At 41.7% G+C, this 20114-nt stretch carries 18 protein-coding genes; 11 read left to right on the forward strand and 7 right to left on the reverse strand.

What is annotated here, in order from left to right; translation table 11 throughout:
• Window positions 1–441: a YbjQ family protein gene (locus F907_RS17130; protein ID WP_016651045.1), complete on the forward strand. Its 441-nt coding sequence runs from the start codon at window positions 1–3 to the stop codon at window positions 439–441.
• 29 nt (window positions 442–470) lie between these two features.
• On the opposite strand, the gene F907_RS17125 is transcribed toward F907_RS17130, so the two are convergent.
• The 4 genes from F907_RS17125 to F907_RS17110 all read right to left on the reverse strand — a co-directional run bounded on the left by F907_RS17125 (window position 471) and on the right by F907_RS17110 (window position 3453).
• Window positions 471–1181 carry a Dph6-related ATP pyrophosphatase gene (locus tag F907_RS17125; protein ID WP_032861640.1) on the reverse strand — a complete coding sequence of 237 codons (711 nt, stop codon included), beginning with the start codon at window positions 1179–1181 and terminating at the stop codon, window positions 471–473.
• A complete protein-coding gene (locus tag F907_RS17120; RefSeq protein ID WP_016651047.1) occupies window positions 1178–1984 on the reverse strand; it encodes an SDR family NAD(P)-dependent oxidoreductase in 807 nt (268 codons plus the stop codon). Before F907_RS17120 ends, F907_RS17125 begins: the two co-directional genes overlap by 4 nt.
• Before the next feature lie 13 nt (window positions 1985–1997).
• Window positions 1998–2660, reverse strand: coding sequence for a hypothetical protein (locus F907_RS17115; RefSeq protein WP_016651048.1), 663 nt, complete (start codon window positions 2658–2660; stop codon window positions 1998–2000).
• A 112-nt stretch (window positions 2661–2772) separates the two neighbouring features.
• The gene (locus F907_RS17110) at window positions 2773–3453 is read right to left on the reverse strand and encodes a hypothetical protein (protein ID WP_016651049.1); all 681 of its coding nucleotides are present in this window, start codon (window positions 3451–3453) and stop codon (window positions 2773–2775) included.
• Window positions 3454–3821: 368 nt separating this feature from the next.
• Between F907_RS17110 and F907_RS17105 the strand changes: the two genes are divergently transcribed.
• From F907_RS17105 to F907_RS17095, 3 genes are all read left to right on the forward strand, one after another.
• Entirely contained in the window at window positions 3822–6722 is a 2901-nt protein-coding gene (locus F907_RS17105) for a valine--tRNA ligase (protein WP_016651050.1), read from the forward strand.
• An 84-nt stretch (window positions 6723–6806) separates the two neighbouring features.
• A complete protein-coding gene (locus tag F907_RS17100; RefSeq protein ID WP_016651051.1) occupies window positions 6807–7391 on the forward strand; it encodes a hypothetical protein in 585 nt (194 codons plus the stop codon).
• Window positions 7392–7442: 51 nt separating this feature from the next.
• Window positions 7443–8444, forward strand: a complete 1002-nt coding sequence (locus tag F907_RS17095) for a 5'-nucleotidase (protein ID WP_016651052.1) — start codon at window positions 7443–7445, stop codon at window positions 8442–8444.
• Between the two features lie 53 nt (window positions 8445–8497).
• Here the strand turns inward: F907_RS17095 and F907_RS17090 are convergent, their stop codons facing one another.
• From F907_RS17090 to F907_RS17080, 3 genes are all read right to left on the reverse strand, one after another.
• Window positions 8498–9517, reverse strand: coding sequence for a coiled-coil domain-containing protein (locus tag F907_RS17090; protein WP_016651053.1), 1020 nt, complete (start codon window positions 9515–9517; stop codon window positions 8498–8500).
• A gap of 129 nt (window positions 9518–9646) precedes the next feature.
• Window positions 9647–10432: a 3-hydroxybutyrate dehydrogenase gene (locus F907_RS17085; protein ID WP_016651054.1), complete on the reverse strand. Its 786-nt coding sequence runs from the start codon at window positions 10430–10432 to the stop codon at window positions 9647–9649.
• A 72-nt stretch (window positions 10433–10504) separates the two neighbouring features.
• Window positions 10505–11929, reverse strand: a complete 1425-nt coding sequence (locus F907_RS17080) for a GntP family permease (protein ID WP_016651055.1) — start codon at window positions 11927–11929, stop codon at window positions 10505–10507.
• Between the two features lie 505 nt (window positions 11930–12434).
• Between F907_RS17080 and F907_RS17075 the strand changes: the two genes are divergently transcribed.
• The 7 genes from F907_RS17075 to F907_RS17045 all read left to right on the forward strand — a co-directional run bounded on the left by F907_RS17075 (window position 12435) and on the right by F907_RS17045 (window position 20114).
• On the forward strand, window positions 12435–13319 hold the full coding sequence (locus tag F907_RS17075) for a LysR family transcriptional regulator (RefSeq protein WP_004803082.1): 885 nt from the start codon (window positions 12435–12437) through the stop codon (window positions 13317–13319).
• Window positions 13320–13497: 178 nt separating this feature from the next.
• Entirely contained in the window at window positions 13498–14202 is a 705-nt protein-coding gene (locus F907_RS17070; RefSeq protein ID WP_005243873.1) for a CoA transferase subunit A, read from the forward strand.
• A gap of 2 nt (window positions 14203–14204) precedes the next feature.
• Window positions 14205–14846, forward strand: coding sequence for a CoA transferase subunit B (locus F907_RS17065; RefSeq protein WP_016651056.1), 642 nt, complete (start codon window positions 14205–14207; stop codon window positions 14844–14846).
• Between the two features lie 132 nt (window positions 14847–14978).
• Window positions 14979–16388: a short-chain fatty acid transporter gene (locus tag F907_RS17060; protein WP_005269560.1), complete on the forward strand. Its 1410-nt coding sequence runs from the start codon at window positions 14979–14981 to the stop codon at window positions 16386–16388.
• Window positions 16389–16734: 346 nt separating this feature from the next.
• Entirely contained in the window at window positions 16735–17922 is a 1188-nt protein-coding gene (locus F907_RS17055) for an ammonium transporter (protein WP_016651057.1), read from the forward strand.
• Window positions 17923–18346: 424 nt separating this feature from the next.
• Window positions 18347–19291: a transporter substrate-binding domain-containing protein gene (locus tag F907_RS17050; protein WP_016651058.1), complete on the forward strand. Its 945-nt coding sequence runs from the start codon at window positions 18347–18349 to the stop codon at window positions 19289–19291.
• A 79-nt stretch (window positions 19292–19370) separates the two neighbouring features.
• Complete coding sequence (locus tag F907_RS17045; protein ID WP_016651059.1) at window positions 19371–20114, forward strand: amino acid ABC transporter permease; 744 nt, start codon at window positions 19371–19373, stop codon at window positions 20112–20114.

A 20114-nucleotide genomic window follows, 5' to 3' on the forward strand; every position in this document is an offset into this window, starting at 1 on the left:
ATGGAAGGATTAATTTTTCAGATTGTTCTGTTTCTGATTCTCTTCGCAGTTGGCTGGGGCTTTGGTCGTCATATCGAACAGAAACACTTGCGCGAACTGGACCAGAAAGAAAAACAATTTGCACATATTCGGATTGATACCAATCGTTTTGTGCAAACGACAGCATATGGACAAATGGTCAGCAGTAATGTAGTGATCTCACATGATTATTTTAAATATGTGTTGGCCACCATTCGAAACTTTTTCGGCGGGCGTTTAGTCAGCTATGAAAGTGTGGTGGAACGCGCACGCCGTGAAGCTGTGATTCGCCTTAAGCAAGAAGCACATGCCATGGGTGCCAATCAGATTATGGGCGTTCGACTCAGTACCACTGAATTGGGTATGCAAGGTGGGATGGTTGAAGTGTTTGCCTATGGAACAGCAATCATCAACACACATTAAAAAAATCCTGTGCCATGCACAGGATTTTTTTAGGACGCTGCAAAAATCGCTTGCCAGTAGTGATAGGTTTTCTCCTCCCCATCCTCCAGCTTAAACTCATAAGACATTTGCCGCGTTTCAGCAATTTCAAACTCAACTTGATGTTTGAATAACTCACCTGCATAAGCAAAAGTATGGTATTCCCCATTTTCACCACAGACATCGACGTCGCTCGGCATCCGCCCAATTAGCGCTGCATCGATATCTTGCCCAATAAACGACGCATCGAGCTTGCTGGCATCGGTCACGATGATTTTGGTTTTAATCCCTGAATCCAAGAAATTCTGCATAACTTGATTCGAGTTGAGATTCCAAATGGGTTCAACCACTTCAATGCCTAATGGATGTAAACGCTCTTCCCGATATTGACGCACATCACTGAGATAGATATCACCAAAGATGAAATGCTCAACACCTTGAGCTTTAAAATGATGGGCAGCATCCAACATCCGTTGTTCATAGACAGGCAAATTCTTTGGCAAAAATACAGGATAGAGTGGAATACCAATACTCTCGGCCTGCTTTTCCAACAGTGCATGTGGAATGGCATGCATGGAAGACAGCTCGGTTTCTTCATTCACTGTGGTTAATAAGGCAACCACCTCAAACTCATTTTGTTGTAACACCGTATAAAGTGCTAATGCCGAATCTTTACCACCGCTCCAGTTAAACACAGCTTTCTTGCGATTGTTCACACTTATTTCACTTTCATTTTGCGAATCATCTTATACAACAAGTTGGGTGACAATCGAGAGACCAACACACCCAATTGTTCTTTTTTCCCACCGACGACAATATATTGCTCGCCTGCCATTAAGGATTCCACCACCCGTTCAGCAAAAACATCGGCATCGAGACCATTTTCAATGGCTTCATCCTGATGCCCTTGGGGTTTTCCTTCACCATTCAGGGCATTAAAAGAGACATTGGTTTTAACAAAACCAGGAAAGACCACCGAGACTTCAACCCCTTCTGGCGCAACTTCGGCACGTAGACTATTGGCCCACATGTGAATGGCCGCTTTTGCGGCAGAATAAGTTGCACGATATTGCGTACCCAACAAGCCTGCCACACTGGAAACAAACACCACCCGACCTGATTTTTGTTGCAGCAAGGTCGGTAATACGGTTTTGGTAAAGAAGACTTGGGAAAAATAATCCACCTCCATAATGGCACGTTCAGTGTGCATGGTGGTGTCTTGAATCAGGGCCCGTTGACTCAAACCCGCATTATTGATTAACCAATCAATCCGTCCCTTACAGGCCAAAACCTGTTCATGGGCATGGCGGACTTGGGCTTCATCAGTAATGTCTGCTGCAATCGAAAGGTGTTGTTCAGGTTTAAGTAAACCCACCCGTACCGCTTCCAATTCATCATAACGACGTGAAGTGAGGACTACTTGTGCGCCTTGCAAGGCACATTCCCGTGCCAAGGCTTTGCCTAAACCAGAAGAAGCGCCTGTAATCCAGACTACTTTATTTTCAAGCGTTTTGAGTTTTGCCATTTTGATATTCTACCTATGCTTGCTGACGCATAAACTTAAGAAAGTAATCCACATATGTTGCAGCCAACTGCTGATCAATTTGTGAACCTAATTTTTCCAGACGCTTATAACCAAGATGAGTGGTCATATTAATCACTCCATTTAAGGTTTTATCGACCACAAAATTGAACTTCAAACATTTCTTCGGTTCGCGGATTAAATGAGTCACCCCAACATCAATCACTTCGGTTAATAATTTCAATGCTTTTAAAATTTCAGCATGATCACCCTGTATAAGTTTCTGACTGGATGCTTGGATCTGCTCAGCCAATTGCTGCTTAACAGGATAAGTCATATAAATACGTTCATCTTCAAGATATAAGGTTTTAGAAAGATATTCGACCAAAGGAATTAAGCGGTCATTGCCAAAGAACGAGATTGACCATGGCATATACTTGCGAATAGCCTCTAAAATTTGTTGTATGACTTTTTCAGATTCACCCGTTTGTGAATGCTGTTGGTTTTCTTGTAATAGCACCATAAAAACCTGTTCAATCACTTCACAAGCCATTTCAGATAAAACATTACCTAAAGCATTGGCCTGACTCTCTTTATTTCCTTGTAATAACTGCGTCCGAATATGTGCAAATCTTGCATAAGTATCCGCATGAATATTTAAAAAAACGGCGGTCTTCATTCTAATAACCCTAATTTTTAGATCGCATAAAAAAGAGCTTGTGATACAAGCCCTTTTATCAGATCAACTTTTCTATCATTTTTTGCGTTGTACCCGCCGAATTTAGCACACTCTAATCTGTATCAACATGCATAAATGCTAAAAAATGCTTGACGCAATCCGTTGCAGCATTTTGGTCCACCTGATTGCCCATTTTTTCTAAACGCTTATAGCTTAAATGTGCCGTCATATTAATCACCCCATTTAAGGTTTTATCCACTACGGTATTAAAATTCAGGCATTTTTTCGGTTCACGAATCAAGCTAGTCACGCCTAAATCGACAATTTGAATCAAGGTTTGGAACACATCGACCATATCACTGATTTCATTATTTTTGAGTTGCGTAACGAGCGTATGTGCTTGCTGAACCAATTGCCGATCAATTGGATAAGACACATATACCAACTCATCGTGATACTTGATCATATTGGAAAAATAATTGGCAAATGGACAGAGACGCTCATTGCCAAATAAGGCAATCGACCATGGCATATATTTGCGTACCGCAGCAATAATCTGTTGAATCACCCTTTCAGATTCAGCCGTATATTTTTGTGTTAACTGATTCGGTTGGCGATTTTGGATCAATAACACGGAAAAGACCTGCTCGACAATCTCACAGGCAATTTCTGACAGCACTTCACCCAAGATACGAGACTGGCTTTCATGCGTGCCCGCATTCAGTTGCTGACGAATGCTTTCAAATTGTCCATGTGTAACGTCATTAATTTTCAACAGGATTGAATAAGTCATGAGCAGCACCTTTTTTAGTTTTTCGCATTTTTATATTGTTGTTTTAAGCATCAATATTTTTAAGTTATGTGATGCATTAGACAAATTTAATCCTATTTGTATAAAAATCCAACGCCTTTCATCGGCTTTTTTAGAAAAAATGAAGTCTATAAAGACGTTATCGCAATTGAGTAGCCAGTTAGCGGTAATCAAAACCATTTTATGAAGATGTACTAAACACCCTTCTATAACAGTTCAAAAAACCGCAAATTAGTCATTCTTTAAGCGGCTTTTATCATTCGCATCCGCTCAGGCTGAAATGCCTACAGAAGCGAGGATTTTTTGCTACAATAGATCTAATTTTTTATTCAATTTTAATCTTCTGTACTATGACTGACGCTCAATCTGCTCAAAATATTGCAACCACTTACGATCCAACTGAGATCGAAAAGAAATGGTATCAAATCTGGGAACAACAAGGTTATTTCAAACCCTCAGGTCAAGGTGAATCATTCTGTATCATGATTCCGCCACCGAACGTCACTGGTAGCCTGCACATGGGGCATGGTTTTAACAATGCCATCATGGATGCACTGACCCGTTACAATCGTATGATGGGTAAAAACACCTTATGGCAACCCGGGACTGACCATGCAGGGATTGCAACGCAGATGGTGGTCGAGCGTCAATTGGGTGCACAAGGTATCAGCCGTCATGACTTAGGCCGTGAAAAATTCATCGAAAAAATCTGGGAATGGAAAGAGCAATCAGGCAATACCATTACCCGTCAGATCCGTCGTTTAGGTTCTTCTGTAGACTGGTCACGTGAACGCTTCACCATGGATGAAGGTTTATCCAATGCAGTCAAAGAAGTCTTTGTTAAACTGCATGAAGATGGCTTGATCTACCGTGGTAAACGTCTCGTCAACTGGGACCCGAAACTACAAACGGCGCTATCCGACTTAGAAGTTGAATCAGATAAAGAAGAAGCAGGTTCACTCTGGCACTTCAAATATTTCTTCGAAGATAAAAACCTTCGCACCCATGATGGTAAAGACCACATCGTTGTCGCTACCACTCGTCCTGAAACTCTGTTAGGTGATACTGCAGTTGCTGTGGCACTGGATGATGAACGCTATACGCACCTTGTGGGTCAAAACATTATCCTGCCAATTACAGGTCGTGCTGTTCCAATCGTTAAAGATGAATATGTCGATAAAGAATTCGGTACAGGCTGTGTAAAAATCACCCCTGCTCACGACTTTAACGACTATGAAGTCGGTAAGCGTTGTGAGTTGCCAATCATCAATATCTTCAATAAAAATGCTGAAGTATTGGCTGAGTTTGAATACATCGCCAAAGCAGGCGAGCAAATTTCTAAAACCATCCCTGCTCCTGCGGACTATATTGGTTTAGAGCGTTTTGAAGCGCGTAAAAAACTGGTTGAACAAGCTGAAGCTGAAGGCTGGTTAGATCAAATCCAACCTTATACACTGAAACCACCTCGTGGTGACCGTTCAGGTGTAATCGTTGAGCCGTTATTGACGGATCAATGGTATGTAAAAATTGCACCATTGGCGCAACCTGCAATTGAAGCGGTTCAAGATGGTCGTATCAAGTTTGTGCCTGAGCAATACAGCAACATGTACATGGCGTGGATGAACAACATCCAAGATTGGTGTATCTCTCGTCAGCTTTGGTGGGGTCACCGTATTCCAGCTTGGTACGATGCTGAAGGCAACATCTATGTCGGCCGTGACGAAGCGGAAGTACGTGCCAAAAATAACATCCCTGCTGATGTTGTGTTAAACCAAGACGAAGACGTACTGGATACGTGGTTCTCTTCTGCGCTGTGGACCTTCTCAACTTTAGGTTGGACTGGCGATGCCAAGAAAGATGCGGAAAACTATTTCCTTAATACTTTCCACCCAACTGATGTATTGGTGACTGGTTTTGACATCATCTTCTTCTGGGTTGCTCGTATGATCATGTTTACGATGCACTTCATGAAGAATGAAGATGGTACGCCACAAGTACCGTTTAAAACGGTCTATGTTCACGGTCTGGTTCGTGATGGCGAAGGTCAAAAAATGTCGAAGTCTAAGGGTAACGTGCTTGACCCACTGGATTTGATTGACGGTGTTGACCTTGAAACCTTGGTACAAAAACGTACTACAGGGTTGATGAACCCGAAACAAGCAGCGAAGATTGAAAAATCAACCCGTAAAGAATTCCCAGAAGGCATTCAAGCTTATGGTACTGACGCAGTTCGCTTCACGTTCTGTGCGCTTGCCAATACGGGTCGTGACATTAAGTTTGATATGAAACGTGTTGAAGGCTACCGTAATTTTGCCAACAAAATCTGGAACGCGACCCGTTTCGTATTGATGAATGTTGAAGGCCAAACCGTTGCTCAAGAAGCGCGTCCTGAGCTGTGGGAACTTCCTGAAAAATGGATCATGAGCCGTCTGCAAAAAGCAGAAGCTGCGGTACATCAAGCATTCGCTACGTATCGTTTAGACCTTGCTGCACAAGCGATTTATGACTTTATCTGGAATGAATACTGTGACTGGTATGTTGAGTTAACCAAACCCGTTCTAAACGATGCCAATGTGTCTGAAGAGCGTAAAGCAGAAGTTCGTCGTGTGTTACTTGCGGTAATGGAAGCGTCTTTACGTTTGGCACATCCGTTGATGCCGTATTTGACTGAAGAAATCTGGCAAACACTTGCGCCAATGTTAGGCAAAGGCGGTGCAACGATTATGACTGCGCAATATCCTGTTCCTGATCAAGCGAAAGTGAATGATCAAGCTGAAGCAGACATGCAGTGGTTACAAGGTTTGATTGGTGCGGTACGTAATATTCGTGGTGAAATGGGCTTAGGTAATGCACGTTTATTGCCTGTATTACTCAAGAATATTTCTGATGCTGAGCGTGAGCAAATCATCCGTATTGAAGCATTATTCAAAGCACTTGCTAAAGTTGAAAGCATTGAGTTCTTAAGCAATGAGCAAGAACCACCGTTGTCTTGTTCTAGCGTTGTCAGCCATGCATCGGTATTTGTACCAATGAAAGGTTTGATTGATCCTAAAGCTGAATTGGGTCGTTTGCAGAAAGACTTGGATAAGGTTCAAAAGCAACATGATCAAATTGCCAATAAACTTTCGAATGAAGGTTTCGTTGCCAAAGCACCAGCAGCAGTTGTTGAAGGTGAAAAGGTTAAATTGGCTGAGTTTGCTGATCAGTTAGCGAAAATTAAGCAAAGTATGGAGCAGATTGCTGCTTTATAATTAAAATATATGAAAACCCAGATAAATATATCTGGGTTTTCATATAACTATAACTAATTAAATTTTATTTTAAAAACCTATAAGATGAATATTCATACCAAGTCAAACAAAGAAATTATTAGGCAAATAACAAGAATTGCAGATAATTTTGAAGCATCCCAAGAAAATTATCTTTTATCCTATCCTCATTTCTTGAATTACTTTAAAAATATAGAGACTATTAAATTAGAAAATATAATTATTGGAATCAGTTTTACATACTCATGGATGCCCACAATTTTAAAAAAATTAAAACTCAACAATTCGGAATATCTACTTTCAAGCTTAAATGATGTAAAACAAGGAAAAAGAATAAATGAAAAACAGCTTTTATTTCTAAAAAAAACATTTAACAATTCACTTGTCGGTACATCTAAATTATTACATTTTATTAATCCACATAACTATGCAATTTGGGATAGTAGAGTGTTATACTTCTTGTCTAATCAGGAACCTTATACATATAGATTAGAGAATATTCAGACTTACTTTGAATATCTAGATTTAGTTGAAAAACTAACTAAAGAACAAGGTTTTGAAACTTTCTATACATTGATAAAACAGAAAATGGACTATGAAATTACAGAGTTTCGAGCCCTAGAATTTGCTTTTTTCTTAGGCATAGAATAAAAAATTCTCCATATACTTGTATCACACATAATTGAGTCACAGAAAAATAAAATGAGCGGATATAATTTAGATCAAAAACTAGTCATCGGTTTAGCATCAAGTGCCCTTTTTGATTTAGAAGAATCGGATGCCGTCTTTCGAGAAAATGGAGAATTAGCTTATCGAGATTACCAAAGAGATCATGAAAATCAACCATTAGAATCTGGGGTAGCATTTCCATTTATTCAACGTCTTTTAAGCTTAAATGACCTTTTTCCACCAGAAAAACCATTTGTTGAAGTAATTTTACTTTCTAGAAACGATCCTGATACAGGGTTAAGAGTCATGAACTCTATTGAACATCATCAACTAAATATTAAACGTGCAATTTTTTTACAAGGTCGCACACCTCATAAATATATTAATGCTCTTAATATTAGTTTATTCCTATCTGCTAATGAAATAGATGTTAACCAAGCTATTAATGCTGGGTATCCAGCAGGGTTAATCTTAAAAGGGCAAATATTTGATATTGCCCATGATGAAGAACTACGTATTGCTTTTGACTTTGATGGAGTCATTGCAGATGACTCTTCAGAACAAGTATATAAAGAAAATGGATTACCAGCTTTTATTGAAAACGAGTCTAAATTAGCAGATCAACCTGCAAATGCAGGTCCACTACATAAACTTTTGCAACAGCTTTCTACTCTTCAAAAAGCAGAACTCAATTTTTTAAAAGATCATCCGACTTATGAAAGCCGCTTAAGGATTTCAATTGTTACTGCACGTAATGCACCAGCACATAAACGTGTAATAACCAGCTTACGTGCTTGGGGAATCGATACAGTTAATGAAGCATTTTTCTTAGGTGGTATTGAAAAAAGGAAAGTTCTAGAGATATTACAACCTCATATTTTCTTTGATGACCAAGTTACTCATGTCGAAAAAACTGCTAGCAGTATCGCCTCAGTACATATTCCATTCGGGGTCGTTAATAAAAAGTTAGATTCTAGTGAGCAATTTTCTGATATGGAAAATCATGAAAATATTCAAACTACAGAACTAAAATAATTCTCAATATATCTCTCCGCTCAGGAGAATGGTTGACGAAAGATAATTTTATATTATAAAACCCCATGCCCCAACAACATCTCCACTCCACTCACCTTTTTCATATGCTTTAAACGCTCTTTTTCCCACTTCAACTGTTGCTTTAACTCCGCACAATCCGCATCTATGACTTTATACACATCACTAATATGTAGATGCTCAGCTTTGACTTTTTTCGCCAACTGAAAAGAATCTAAAATCTCCTCAATTTGACTTTCAAGCTGCTGACTCTGTGCATCCAAAGCCAGTTTATAAAACTTCACTTGCTCCACTGATAACTCTTTAGCTCCAACACCTTTATTCTGTTCTAGCTGTAATTGAAGTTTCAGTAAATAAAACAAATCCTGCTGTTCATAAGCCTGACTCGCTTGCTGAAACAACTCGGTTTTTTCTTCTTTCTTGGTCTCGTCTTGCTCACGGTCAGGGTGAATCATCGCAGCAATTTTTAAATACACCGTTTTCAATGATTGTGCTGCCATCTGCTCAGCTTGTTCACGTTTCTGTTGCTGTCGAAGTTGCTTGGCTTGTTCACGGGCTTGTTGCTGCTCGGCAGCATATTGCTCAAAATCATCTTGTTCTAATTCTGTACTTTGCTCATAACTTTGATGCTGTTCAAACTTGACTGACTGTACTTTTTTATTCTTTTTAAGCGATTGCTGGGCGTGTTGCTGATAAAAGGTATCGATCTGCTTGACCAGTGTTAACTGTTCATCCTTCAACATCTTGGAACGCTTTAACATTTGGGCAAGCTGGGCAATTTTTTCATCCAGTTGCTGCATTTCCGCTTTGGAAAATTCATGCTGTTGTAATAGCGTCCAAAGCTGATCTAACTGCTGAAATAGGATTTCATGCAGCTCGCTATACACAGGCATCAGTTTTTGCCGTGTATGTTGTTGAATCTCGGCTTGGGCATTCTGCCATATAGTAAGGCTGATTTTTTGCTGTTCTATTTGATCAATCAGGCGATTCAGCTTTTTCTGCTGTGCAGATGGTTCAGCCCTTTGCTTTAAACTGGCTTTGAGATCAAAAGACATAACGCATCCGCCTAAAAATAAAAAAGTGTAGCAATAATCAGACGGCGAAAGTAGCGGCACTCGAATAGAATCAGCTCCATAAAAAATAAAGCCACTCTATTGAGCGGCTTTTTCAATCACATAAATGGATTACTGTGCGGTATAACCACCATCCATCACCACCGCCTGTCCTGTGATTCCTGCCCCTTTGCTACTGGCGAGGAAAATCGCATAGTCGGCAATTTCTTCAACACTGAGTAAACGCTTCTGTGGCACCATGGCTAAAATCACATCTTCCAAAGCGCTTTCCAGACTCACATTACGGGTTTTGGCCAAGTCGGCAATTTGCCCACGTACCAATGGCGTATCCACATAACCCGGACATAATGCATTCACGGTAATGCCATCACGGGCACATTCCAAAGCCGCCACTTTGGTCAAGCCGATCACGCCATGCTTGGCACTGTTATACCCCGCCTTCCCTGCAAAACCAATCAGGCCATTGATCGAAGACATATTGATAATACGACCATATTGTTGTGCTTTCATAATTGGAAATGCATGTTTAATCCCGATAAATGAACCTGTCAACATCACCTGTACCAGTTTCTGATAAATATCCGTTGAGAAATCTTCAATCGCTGCAACATGCTGAAAACCCGCATTATTGATCAGGATATCCAGACGCCCAAAAGTTTGTGTAGTCAAATCAATCGCGGCTTTATAAGCTTGTTCATCAGTTACATCGCAAGGCGCAGACAAGGCTTCAAAACCCTGCTGTTTTAACTGCTCCACGGCTAGCTGGCATTTCTCTGCATTGACATCAGAAATCACCACTTTGGCACCTTCCTGTGCAAATTTTTTCGCAATTTCTAAACCGATACCGCTCGCAGAACCAGTAATAAAGGCCACTTTGGCTTCGAGTTGTTGAGTCACTGTGCTACTCCTGTTCTTGATCATTTTGATTGCTCACCTGTCAAAACAGGCAAGCTGAATTTAAAATTTGCCTTAGACAATACCGAACCATGTAAATGCAGCAATCACCACAAATACCGCCAAGGTTTTAATAATCGTCACTGCGAAAATATCTTTATAGGATTGCTTATGGGTTAAACCTGTCACCGCAAGCAAGGTTATCACCGCACCATTATGTGGTAGCGTGTCCATACCACCCGACGCCATCGCTACCACACGATGCATCACTTCTGGTGGAATGCCTGCCGCCACAATAGCTGCGTTATAGGTTTCTGCCATCGCGCTCAAGGCAATACTCATCCCACCCGATGCAGACCCAGTAATCCCTGCTAGTACTGTCGTGGTCACTGCACCATTCACCAAAGGATTGGTAAAGGTCGTCCCCAATGCATGGCTAATCAAAGCAAAGCCCGGTAATGCCGCAATAATCGCACCAAAACCATATTCAGAAGCAGTATTCATCACCGCCAATAATGAACCACTGATACTGGCATTCACACCTTCTTTAAAATTAGTTACCACGCGTTGATAATCAAATAAAATCGCGGCAATAATGCCGACAATCAAGGCCAAACCGACTGCCCAGATCGCCCCTGTTTTTGCTACATCAACAGTGTAGTTGGCTAAACCAATTGCATTAAAATCAAAGCCATTTGGATACCATTCTTTGATGGCTGTGGATAGATAACGGTTCATCACCGCAACCAGAATCAACGGAACAAAGGCCATACATTGACGCAGCACTGAACCGTTGTTTTGCTTAGATAGCTCTACATCAGTAGTCGTTTGCGTGGCTGCATCTTCAGCAGCAAAACCAGCATAACCTTCACCTGCACGAGCAGCGGCTTTACGGCGTGACTCTAGATACAACAGCCCCATGCTTAAGACGAAGATTGCTCCAATTACACCCAAAAACGGTGCTGCATAGATATTGGTACCAAAGAAGGTGGTTGGAATCACGTTCTGAATTTGTGGTGTACCCGGCAAGGCATCCATGGTGAATGTAAATGCACCGAGGGCAATGGTGCCGGGAATCAAACGTTTTGGAATATTGGCCTGTTGGAACAACTGATTGGCAAATGGATAAATCGCAAATACCGCCACAAATAAGCTAACACCGCTATAAGTCAGAATGGCACCCAGTAAAACCACCGTTAAAATGGCTTTCTTTGCACCAATCAAATTGACAATGGTACGGGCAATCGACTCGGCAATACCTGACATTTCCACCACTTTGCCAAAGATCGCCCCCAGCAAGAACACCAGAAAATAGTCTTTAATGAAATTAACCATTTTCGGCATAAAAACGCCCGAATAAAACGGCAATACATTGGCGGGGTTAATCAGAAAAACCGCCAGCAATGCACATAACGGTGCCATCAAAATCACGGAAAAACCGCGATAGGCCGTGTACATCAGCAAGCCTAAAGACAGCAGAATGACAAATAAGTCCCACATATTCTTTTACTCCATTCCAAAGAATATATGTCAGGGTCAACCAAATTATTTTTTTTATACTATGTGGTGGTTATCCTAACCATAAACAAAATTAAAATACTGCGAACTGCAGTACAGAATCTAAAGCAAAGACGCATGCTAAAACGTATTTTAAAATAGCATTAAAATCATAAAAAACAATATCATTAAATCAAAATCAATCATTTAAATTAATCATAAAAATCATATAGATACAAAAATAACACCCAAATAATTTAATTGATTAATAAAACAAATTAACTATTCAAAAATACTCATTAATCCCATCAAAGTATATTTAGCTTATTATTTTAATCATCTATTTTCCAATATTGCGATAAAATAATTCAATAATCATTTGCCGATTTTTTAAAAATAAATAGCTTGCCTCTCATCAGCGAATTAACAAAAATGCCAGTCACAATGTGCTGTTTTTTTTATAAATTACAGCATATAAATCAAAAACTTTCCGCATAGGTCGTCCACCATGACTTTAAAGCAACTCAAAGCATTTCTGGCTTTGACCCGTACCCTGAATTATGCAAATGCCTCTGCTGAATTGCATCTCAGTCAATCTGCTTTAAGTCTAAGTATCAAATCACTGGAAGAAGAACTGGGTGGCAAGCTGTTTAAACGTAATACCCGTCGGGTTGAGCTGACACAGGAAGGAAAGTCCTTGATTCCCTATGCCAAGAAATTACTGGCCAATTGGGAAGATATGGAAAAGGATGTTAAACAACGTTTTAAACTCAATCGCGGAACATTGAATATTGCTTCGATGCCCTTTGTCACCCATGCGATTTTGCCGCAAGTGATTCATAGCTTTTTAGCCAAACATCCCAATATCAGCTTTTCCATTCATGACATTCCCAATGAAAAAGTACTGGAAAATGTGCAGGATGGTATCTTTGAAATAGGGATCTGCTTTGAACCGCCACGCAATGACCAATTGGAATTTAAGCCCTTATTTGAGGAAGACTTCCTTGCACTCTTACCAAAAACGCATCCTTTGGCAAGCGCGGATTCGATCAGTTGGAAACAGTTGTGTGCCAATCCCTTTGTGACCTTACAGCATCCCTCCATTGTTCGACACCTGATTGAAGAAAACTGTCTTAAAAACCATCTGACTTTAGATTTAAAAGTCGAATGTCATCAGATCAGTTCCCTCTCCAGCTTTGTGGCATTGGATATGGGGGTCAGTGCCATCCCCCGTCATTTTCAGAATTTTATCGACAAGGAACATAATGTACTGATTGAAATTGAGGACGGCAAGCTGCCTCAGGCGATTGGCATTGTCTATAAAAAAGACTTTGAACTTTCCAATATTTCAGCCGAGTTTATCGAGATCTTGCTGCAACATGATTTTGGCTAAGCCTGATTGACTGCTACACAAAGACAGATTCGCTCCGTCATCGTGCCCTGTTAAGTGAAATAGATAAAATTTATTGTATTAATGAGTTTCCCTCATTAATCCTTTAGAAATTTAAACTTCTGTAAATAATCCCTGAGTGCTAAAACTATTAGAAACCAAGGAATTTACAGGTGAAAAAATGAATAAAGTCTATTCAAGCGCAGCACTGGCACTGCAAGATGTGGTGCAAGATCAGCAGACTTTTGCGGTTGGCGGTTTTGGCTTATGCGGTATTCCTGAGGCCTTGATTCAGGCGCTGAAAGAAACAGGTGTCACAGGCCTGACTTGTATCTCTAATAATGCAGGTATTGATGATTTTGGCTTGGGTGTGTTGCTCAAGACCCGACAAATTAAAAAAATGATCTCGTCTTATGTGGGCGAAAATAAAGAATTTGAACGCCAATATCTAAATGGTGAACTCGAAGTTGAACTCACCCCACAAGGCACATTAGCGGAAAAACTACGTGCTGGTGGTGCTGGTATTCCTGCTTTTTATACTGCAACAGGTGCAGGTACCTTAGTGGCTGAAGGTAAGGAACAACGCGAATTTAATGGTCGTACTTATATTCTGGAACCCTCTCTTACCGCAGATGTGGCCTTGGTTAAAGCCTATAAAGCGGATAAAGCCGGCAATCTAGTGTTCCGTAAAACCGCTCAAAACTTTAATCCTGAATGTGCAATGGCTGGAAAAATTACCATTGCCGAAGTTGAACAGATTGTAGAAATTGGCGAACTGGATCCAGATGAAATCCATTTAGCAGGGATTTACGTCAATCGTGTGGTGCTCAATGCCACACCAGAAAAACGGATCGAACAAAAAACCCTCAAAGCACAGGACGCATAATCATGGCATGGACACGTGAACAAATGGCACAACGTGCCGCACAAGAATTACAAGATGGTTTCTACGTCAATCTGGGTATTGGCCTGCCCACTCTAGTTGCCAATTACATTCCAGAGGATATGGATGTATGGCTGCAATCGGAAAATGGTCTGCTCGGTATTGGCGAGTTTCCAACCGAACAGCAACTCGACCCTGATTTAATCAATGCTGGCAAACAAACTGTCACCGCGCGTGCAGGTGCAGCCTTTTTCTCCAGCAGTGAATCCTTTGCCATGATTCGTGGCGGACACGTCAATATCGCCATTTTGGGTGCCATGGAAGTCTCTGAACAAGGTGATTTGGCCAACTGGATGATTCCGGGCAAAAAAGTCAAAGGCATGGGTGGCGCGATGGACTTGGTTGCAGGCGTACAGCGTGTGGTGGTGTTGATGGAACACAATGCCAAAGACGGGACTGCCAAAATCGTCAAACAGTGCAGCTTACCACTGACAGGTCAAAAAGTGGTGCATCGCATTATTAGCGATTTAGGTGTTTTGGATGTTGTTGCTGAAGGCATCAAACTGGTGGAACTAGCACCTGATGTGACTGAACAACAAATTCAAGCTGCTACAGGTGTTGAGCTGTTGATTGAAGCCCAAGCTTAATTCTACACACGCTTTTATTTTTCTCGTTGAAGTGATGCTGTGATGGCATCACTTTTCGCTGTTTTCACAACAGTAAAAATTCATTTAGGACAAATGAATCAGCTACAACAAAATTAAAAATGGATGCTCAAGATGAATAAACAACCTGCCGTGTTAGAACGGTTTGCCCTGCGGATTAGTAACTGGTCGGAAAAATGGTTTCCTGACTCTTATATTTTTGCCCTGCTCGGTGTAATTATCGTTTCCTTTGCTGCCATCGGCATTGGTGCATCGGTACAAGATGTCGCAAGCTCCTTCGGGAATGGTTTCTGGAGTTTAATCCCCTTCACCTTACAAATGACCATGCTGATTATTGTCGGTTATGTGGTTTCGGTTTCTGCACCTGTGAAAAAACTGATTCAGATGATGGCACGTATTCCCCATTCGGGACGCAGCGCCATTGTCTTGGTCGCCACGGTCAGCTTATTGATTTCTCTGGTCAATTGGGCAGTCAGTACCATTTTGACCGCGTTATTGGTGATTGCGCTGGCCAAGCGTAAAGAGCTACAGATGGACTACCGTGCTGCTGCCGCTGCTGCCATTATTGGTATGGGAGCAACATGGGCACTGGGCATCAGTTCGTCTGCGGCACAATTACAGGCCAATAAAGCCAGTTTGCCTGAATCCATCTATAACCTCACAGGTGTGATTCCATTTACCGAAACCATCTTCCTATGGCAATCCATGCTGATGACTCTGATCTTAGTGATTGTCTCGATTGCGATTGCCTATTGGTCTGCACCGAAAGGTGACAACGTCAAAACCATGCAGGATTTTGAGCTGAGTTTTGATGAAGAAGAAAAAACTGAAGTTAAATCAACCCGACCGGGCGACTGGTTGGAAAACTCACCCTTATTGACCATTATCGTGGTGGCATTAGGCTTGATTTGGATGTTCATCGAGTTTTCTAAAACCAATCCCATCATCGCCATTTCCAGTCTCAATACTTATAATTTTGTGTTCTTGATGCTGGGTCTGGCACTACACCGTACACCGCGAAACTTCCTCAATGCAGTGAGTCAGGCAGTGCCTGCGGTGTCGGGGATTCTGATTCAGTTCCCGCTCTACGGCAGTATTGCCTTTATTATGACTCAAGCGCTGAATAGTCAAGATTTATCGCTGTCGCATTATATTGCTGAATTCTTTGTTTCGATTGCTTCAAAAGAAACCTTTGCGATTGTGATGGGCATCTACTCTGCAGTACTGGGTTTCTTTGTTCCTTCTGGTGGTGGTAAATGGATTATTGAAGCGCCTTATGTGATGCAGGCAGCCAATGATTTACAAGTGCATTTAGGTTGGTCGGTACAGATTTATAATGCGGCCGAAGCCTTACCAAATCTGATCAATCCCTTCTTTATGCTGCCCATGCTCGGGATTTTAAAACTCAAAGCCAAAGACGTGATTGGCTTTACTGTGACTCAATTGGTGTTCCATCTACCTTTAGTACTGTTCTTACTCTGGATTTTAGGACGCACTTTAACGTATAGCCCACCAGTCATGTAACTACACAGCTCCGTCAGCGCCACTTTTTATCTTGAAACTCTTGAAGATGAAAAGTGGTGATCACTGTTGCTTACTATCAATCATCTACCGATCTTCATGCGAGTTCTCTCGCCTCGCTTTATTCAGCAATGTCCAAAACCGTGCTATTTTTAAGCAAATTGCACCACTTTTCACCAAAATTACAATTTAACTTCTAAATTGGTGCGTTTTTTGCTTTAGATATTTCATCAAATTAAGTTGTTGTGATACAGCTTGAGTTTCTAGATTTACTAAATCCATTTTGGTGCAGAAAACGAATCAAACATTTGCATCAAAATAAAATTTAGCACTTTTTTTGAGCATCATTATGCAAAACGTAGATCTATTTTTCTTACTGCTCGGGGCAGTACTGGTATTGGCAATGCACGCTGGCTTTGCGTTCTTGGAGTTGGGCACCGTGCGCCATAAAAACCAAGTCAATGCATTGAGTAAAATCCTCACCGATTTTGCCATTTCAGCGATTGCCTATTTCTTTGTAGGCTATTGGATTGCATATGGTCAAAACTTTTTCCATGCAGGCAGCACCTTAGCCGCCGATCATGGTTATAACCTGATGCGCTGTTTCTTCTTACTAACTTTTGCTGCGGCGATTCCTGCGATTATTTCGGGCGGTATCGCTGAACGTGCCAAAATGCGTGCTCAAGCCATTGCCACACTGATCTTGGTTGCCCTGATCTACCCTTTGTTTGAAGGCATGATCTGGAATGGTAACTACGGTCTACAAAAATGGTTAGAGAACTCTTTTGGTGCAAGTTTCCATGACTTTGCAGGTTCTGTGGTGGTGCATGCCATGGGAGGCTGGATTGCCCTCGCCGCAGTAATTTTACTGGGTGCCCGTCATGGTCGTTATAAGAATGATGGTCGTGTCAGTGCCCATCCACCCTCATCTATTCCATTCCTTGCTTTAGGTTCATGGATTCTAATCGTGGGCTGGTTTGGTTTTAACGTGATGAGTGCACAACGGGTTGAAGCCATCTCTGGTCTGGTGGCAATTAACTCACTGATGGCAATGGTCGGTGGTACTTTGGCAGCCAACTTTATGGGCCGAAATGACCCTGGTTTCTTACACAATGGTCCATTGGCAGGCTTGGTCGCAATCTGTGCAGGTTCAGATATTGTGCACCCAATTGGTGCATTAATCATTGGTGGTACGGCGGGTGCACTGTTTGTTTACCTGTTCACCTATACTCAGAATAAACTAAAAGTTGATGATGTGTTAGGTGTCTGGCCATTACATGGGGTATGCGGTGCCTTGGGTGGTATCGCAGCAGGCATCTTTGGTCAACAAGCTTTAGGTGGTCTCGGTGGTGTTTCCATCATCTCGCAAATCATCGGCACAGGTCTCGGCATTCTCATTGCATTGCTTGGTGGTTTTATTGTCTATGGCCTGTTAAAAGCCACTATGGGGATTCGTCTTTCGCAAGAAGATGAATATCGTGGCGCAGACCTTTCCATTCATAAGATTTCAGCCAACTCTGAAGAGTCCATGTTCTAAATCCAAACCCTTTTAAGCGACGGCAACGTCGCTTTTTTTATGTTGAACAGATTGCGGTCGAATTCCAATCTATCAATTTAATTTCAACTCAATAACGCTGTTTATTGAGATCAACGCCTTGATCGGGATTCTTGACTGCTCCCCACCGCCATTCAAATCCAGACCGTAATCATGGCACATATCATGCTTTATATTTCTTGCAATTTTTACTGTAATTTACAACTTTTAAATTACGCCACTCATCCACTATTACGATTAACAAAACCGTAAAAAATATCGCTTGAGCATGTGCATTCAACTCCATTAAGATGAAAAATAATGTTTTTTAATACACCAAAAAGAACACATTATTTTTCATAAAAATGAACGGTTAAACGGCAACAATGACGCATACGATCATAACGATACAAAAGGAGTTTTGTACATGATTTATAAACGCACCATGACCTCTCTGCTTTGTGCAGGCACAATGATATTCGGACTCAGTGCCTGTAGTGACAACAAAGCGCCGGCTGCTGGCGACAAAGCGACTGAAGCGGGTGCCTCCACTTCGGGAACATTAAACAAAATCAAAAGTTCTGGCACGATTGTGCTGGGTTATCGCGATTCATCAATTCCCTTTTCATATATTGCATCTACCCCAAACCAACCGGTTGGTTATGCACATGATCTGCAACTTAAAGTTGTTGAAGCTGTAAAGCAGAAGCTGAATATGCCAGACCTGAAAATCCGCTATAACTTGGTCACCAGTCAGAACCGTATTCCACTGGTCTCGAATGGTACCGTGGATCTGGAATGTGGCTCGACCACCAATAATAAAGAACGCCAACAGCAAGTCGATTTCTCTGTCGGTTTCTTTGAAGTGGGTTCTCGACTACTAACCGCTAAAAATTCGGGCATTAAAGACTTTGCCGATTTAAAAGGTAAAAAACTGGTCACCACTGCAGGTACGACGTCTGAACGCTATATCCGTCAACACCAACAAGAACTTGGCATTGGCGAAATCATTTCTGCCAAAGACCATGCTGAATCCTTCTTGATGCTACAAAATGGTCGTGCTGTCGCGTTTATGATGGACGATATCCTGCTGGCAGGAGAAAAATCTAAAGCCAAAGATCCAAATCAATGGGAGATTGTCGGCACAGCACCCATCCATGAAATTTATGGTTGTATGCTGCGAAAAGGCGATACAGGCTTTAAACAAGTGGTCGATGATGCCATTAAGGCAACCTATGCGTCTGGTGAAATCAACAAGATGTATGAAAAATGGTTCCAGCAACCGATTCCACCGAAGAACATTAATTTGAACTTCGCCATGTCTGATCAACTCAAAGCTTTAATCAGCAATCCTCACGATCGCGATCAATAATCCCCGCCCCTTATAACAAGAATAGTATTGTGGGGTCGGGAAACAGAGGATGTTGTCCCGACTCTACTCAGGAGTTGTTATGAATTATAGCTGGAACTGGGGTGTTTTGTGGCAATCAACAGGCATCGGAGACACCACCTACCTGAACTGGATTGTCACGGGCCTCGGATGGCTCATTGTGATTGCTGTGGTTGCATGGAGCATTGCCCTACTGCTCGGCAGTATTCTTGGCATCATGCGTACACTTCCCAATAAAACCGCCAGAGCAATCGGTACGGCCTATGTGACATTATTTAGAAATGTGCCCTTACTGGTTCAATTATTTATTTGGTTCTATGTGGTTCCCAACTTCCTACCCGCACCGATTAAAAACTGGTGGATCAATGATCTGGGAGCCAATACCACCGCGCTGATTTCCGCCAGTGTCGGACTCGGCTTATTCACTGCAGCGCGTGTATGTGAGCAGGTCCGGACAGGCATTGAGGCTTTACCCAAGGGGCAAATCAATGCTGGCTATGCCATGGGGTTTACCACGGCACAGCTGTATCGCTATGTCATTCTACCGCAGTCTTTTCGTACCATTTTGCCACCACTGAGTTCTGAACTGACCAACTGCGTGAAAAACACCTCGGTCGCCTCTCTGGTTGGGGTCGCAGAAATCATTTCACAGATGAAAACCATTAGTGAATATACCCAGAACACCATCGAAATTTATACCTATGTCACGCTGATTTTTATCGTGATCAACATCTGCCTCATTTTTAGCATGAACCTGTTGGAAAAACGTCTGCGTATTCCTGGTTTAATCTCAGGAGGCAAGTAA

Source organism: Acinetobacter colistiniresistens (assembly GCF_000413935.1).
GTDB classification, from domain to species: domain Bacteria; phylum Pseudomonadota; class Gammaproteobacteria; order Pseudomonadales; family Moraxellaceae; genus Acinetobacter; species Acinetobacter colistiniresistens.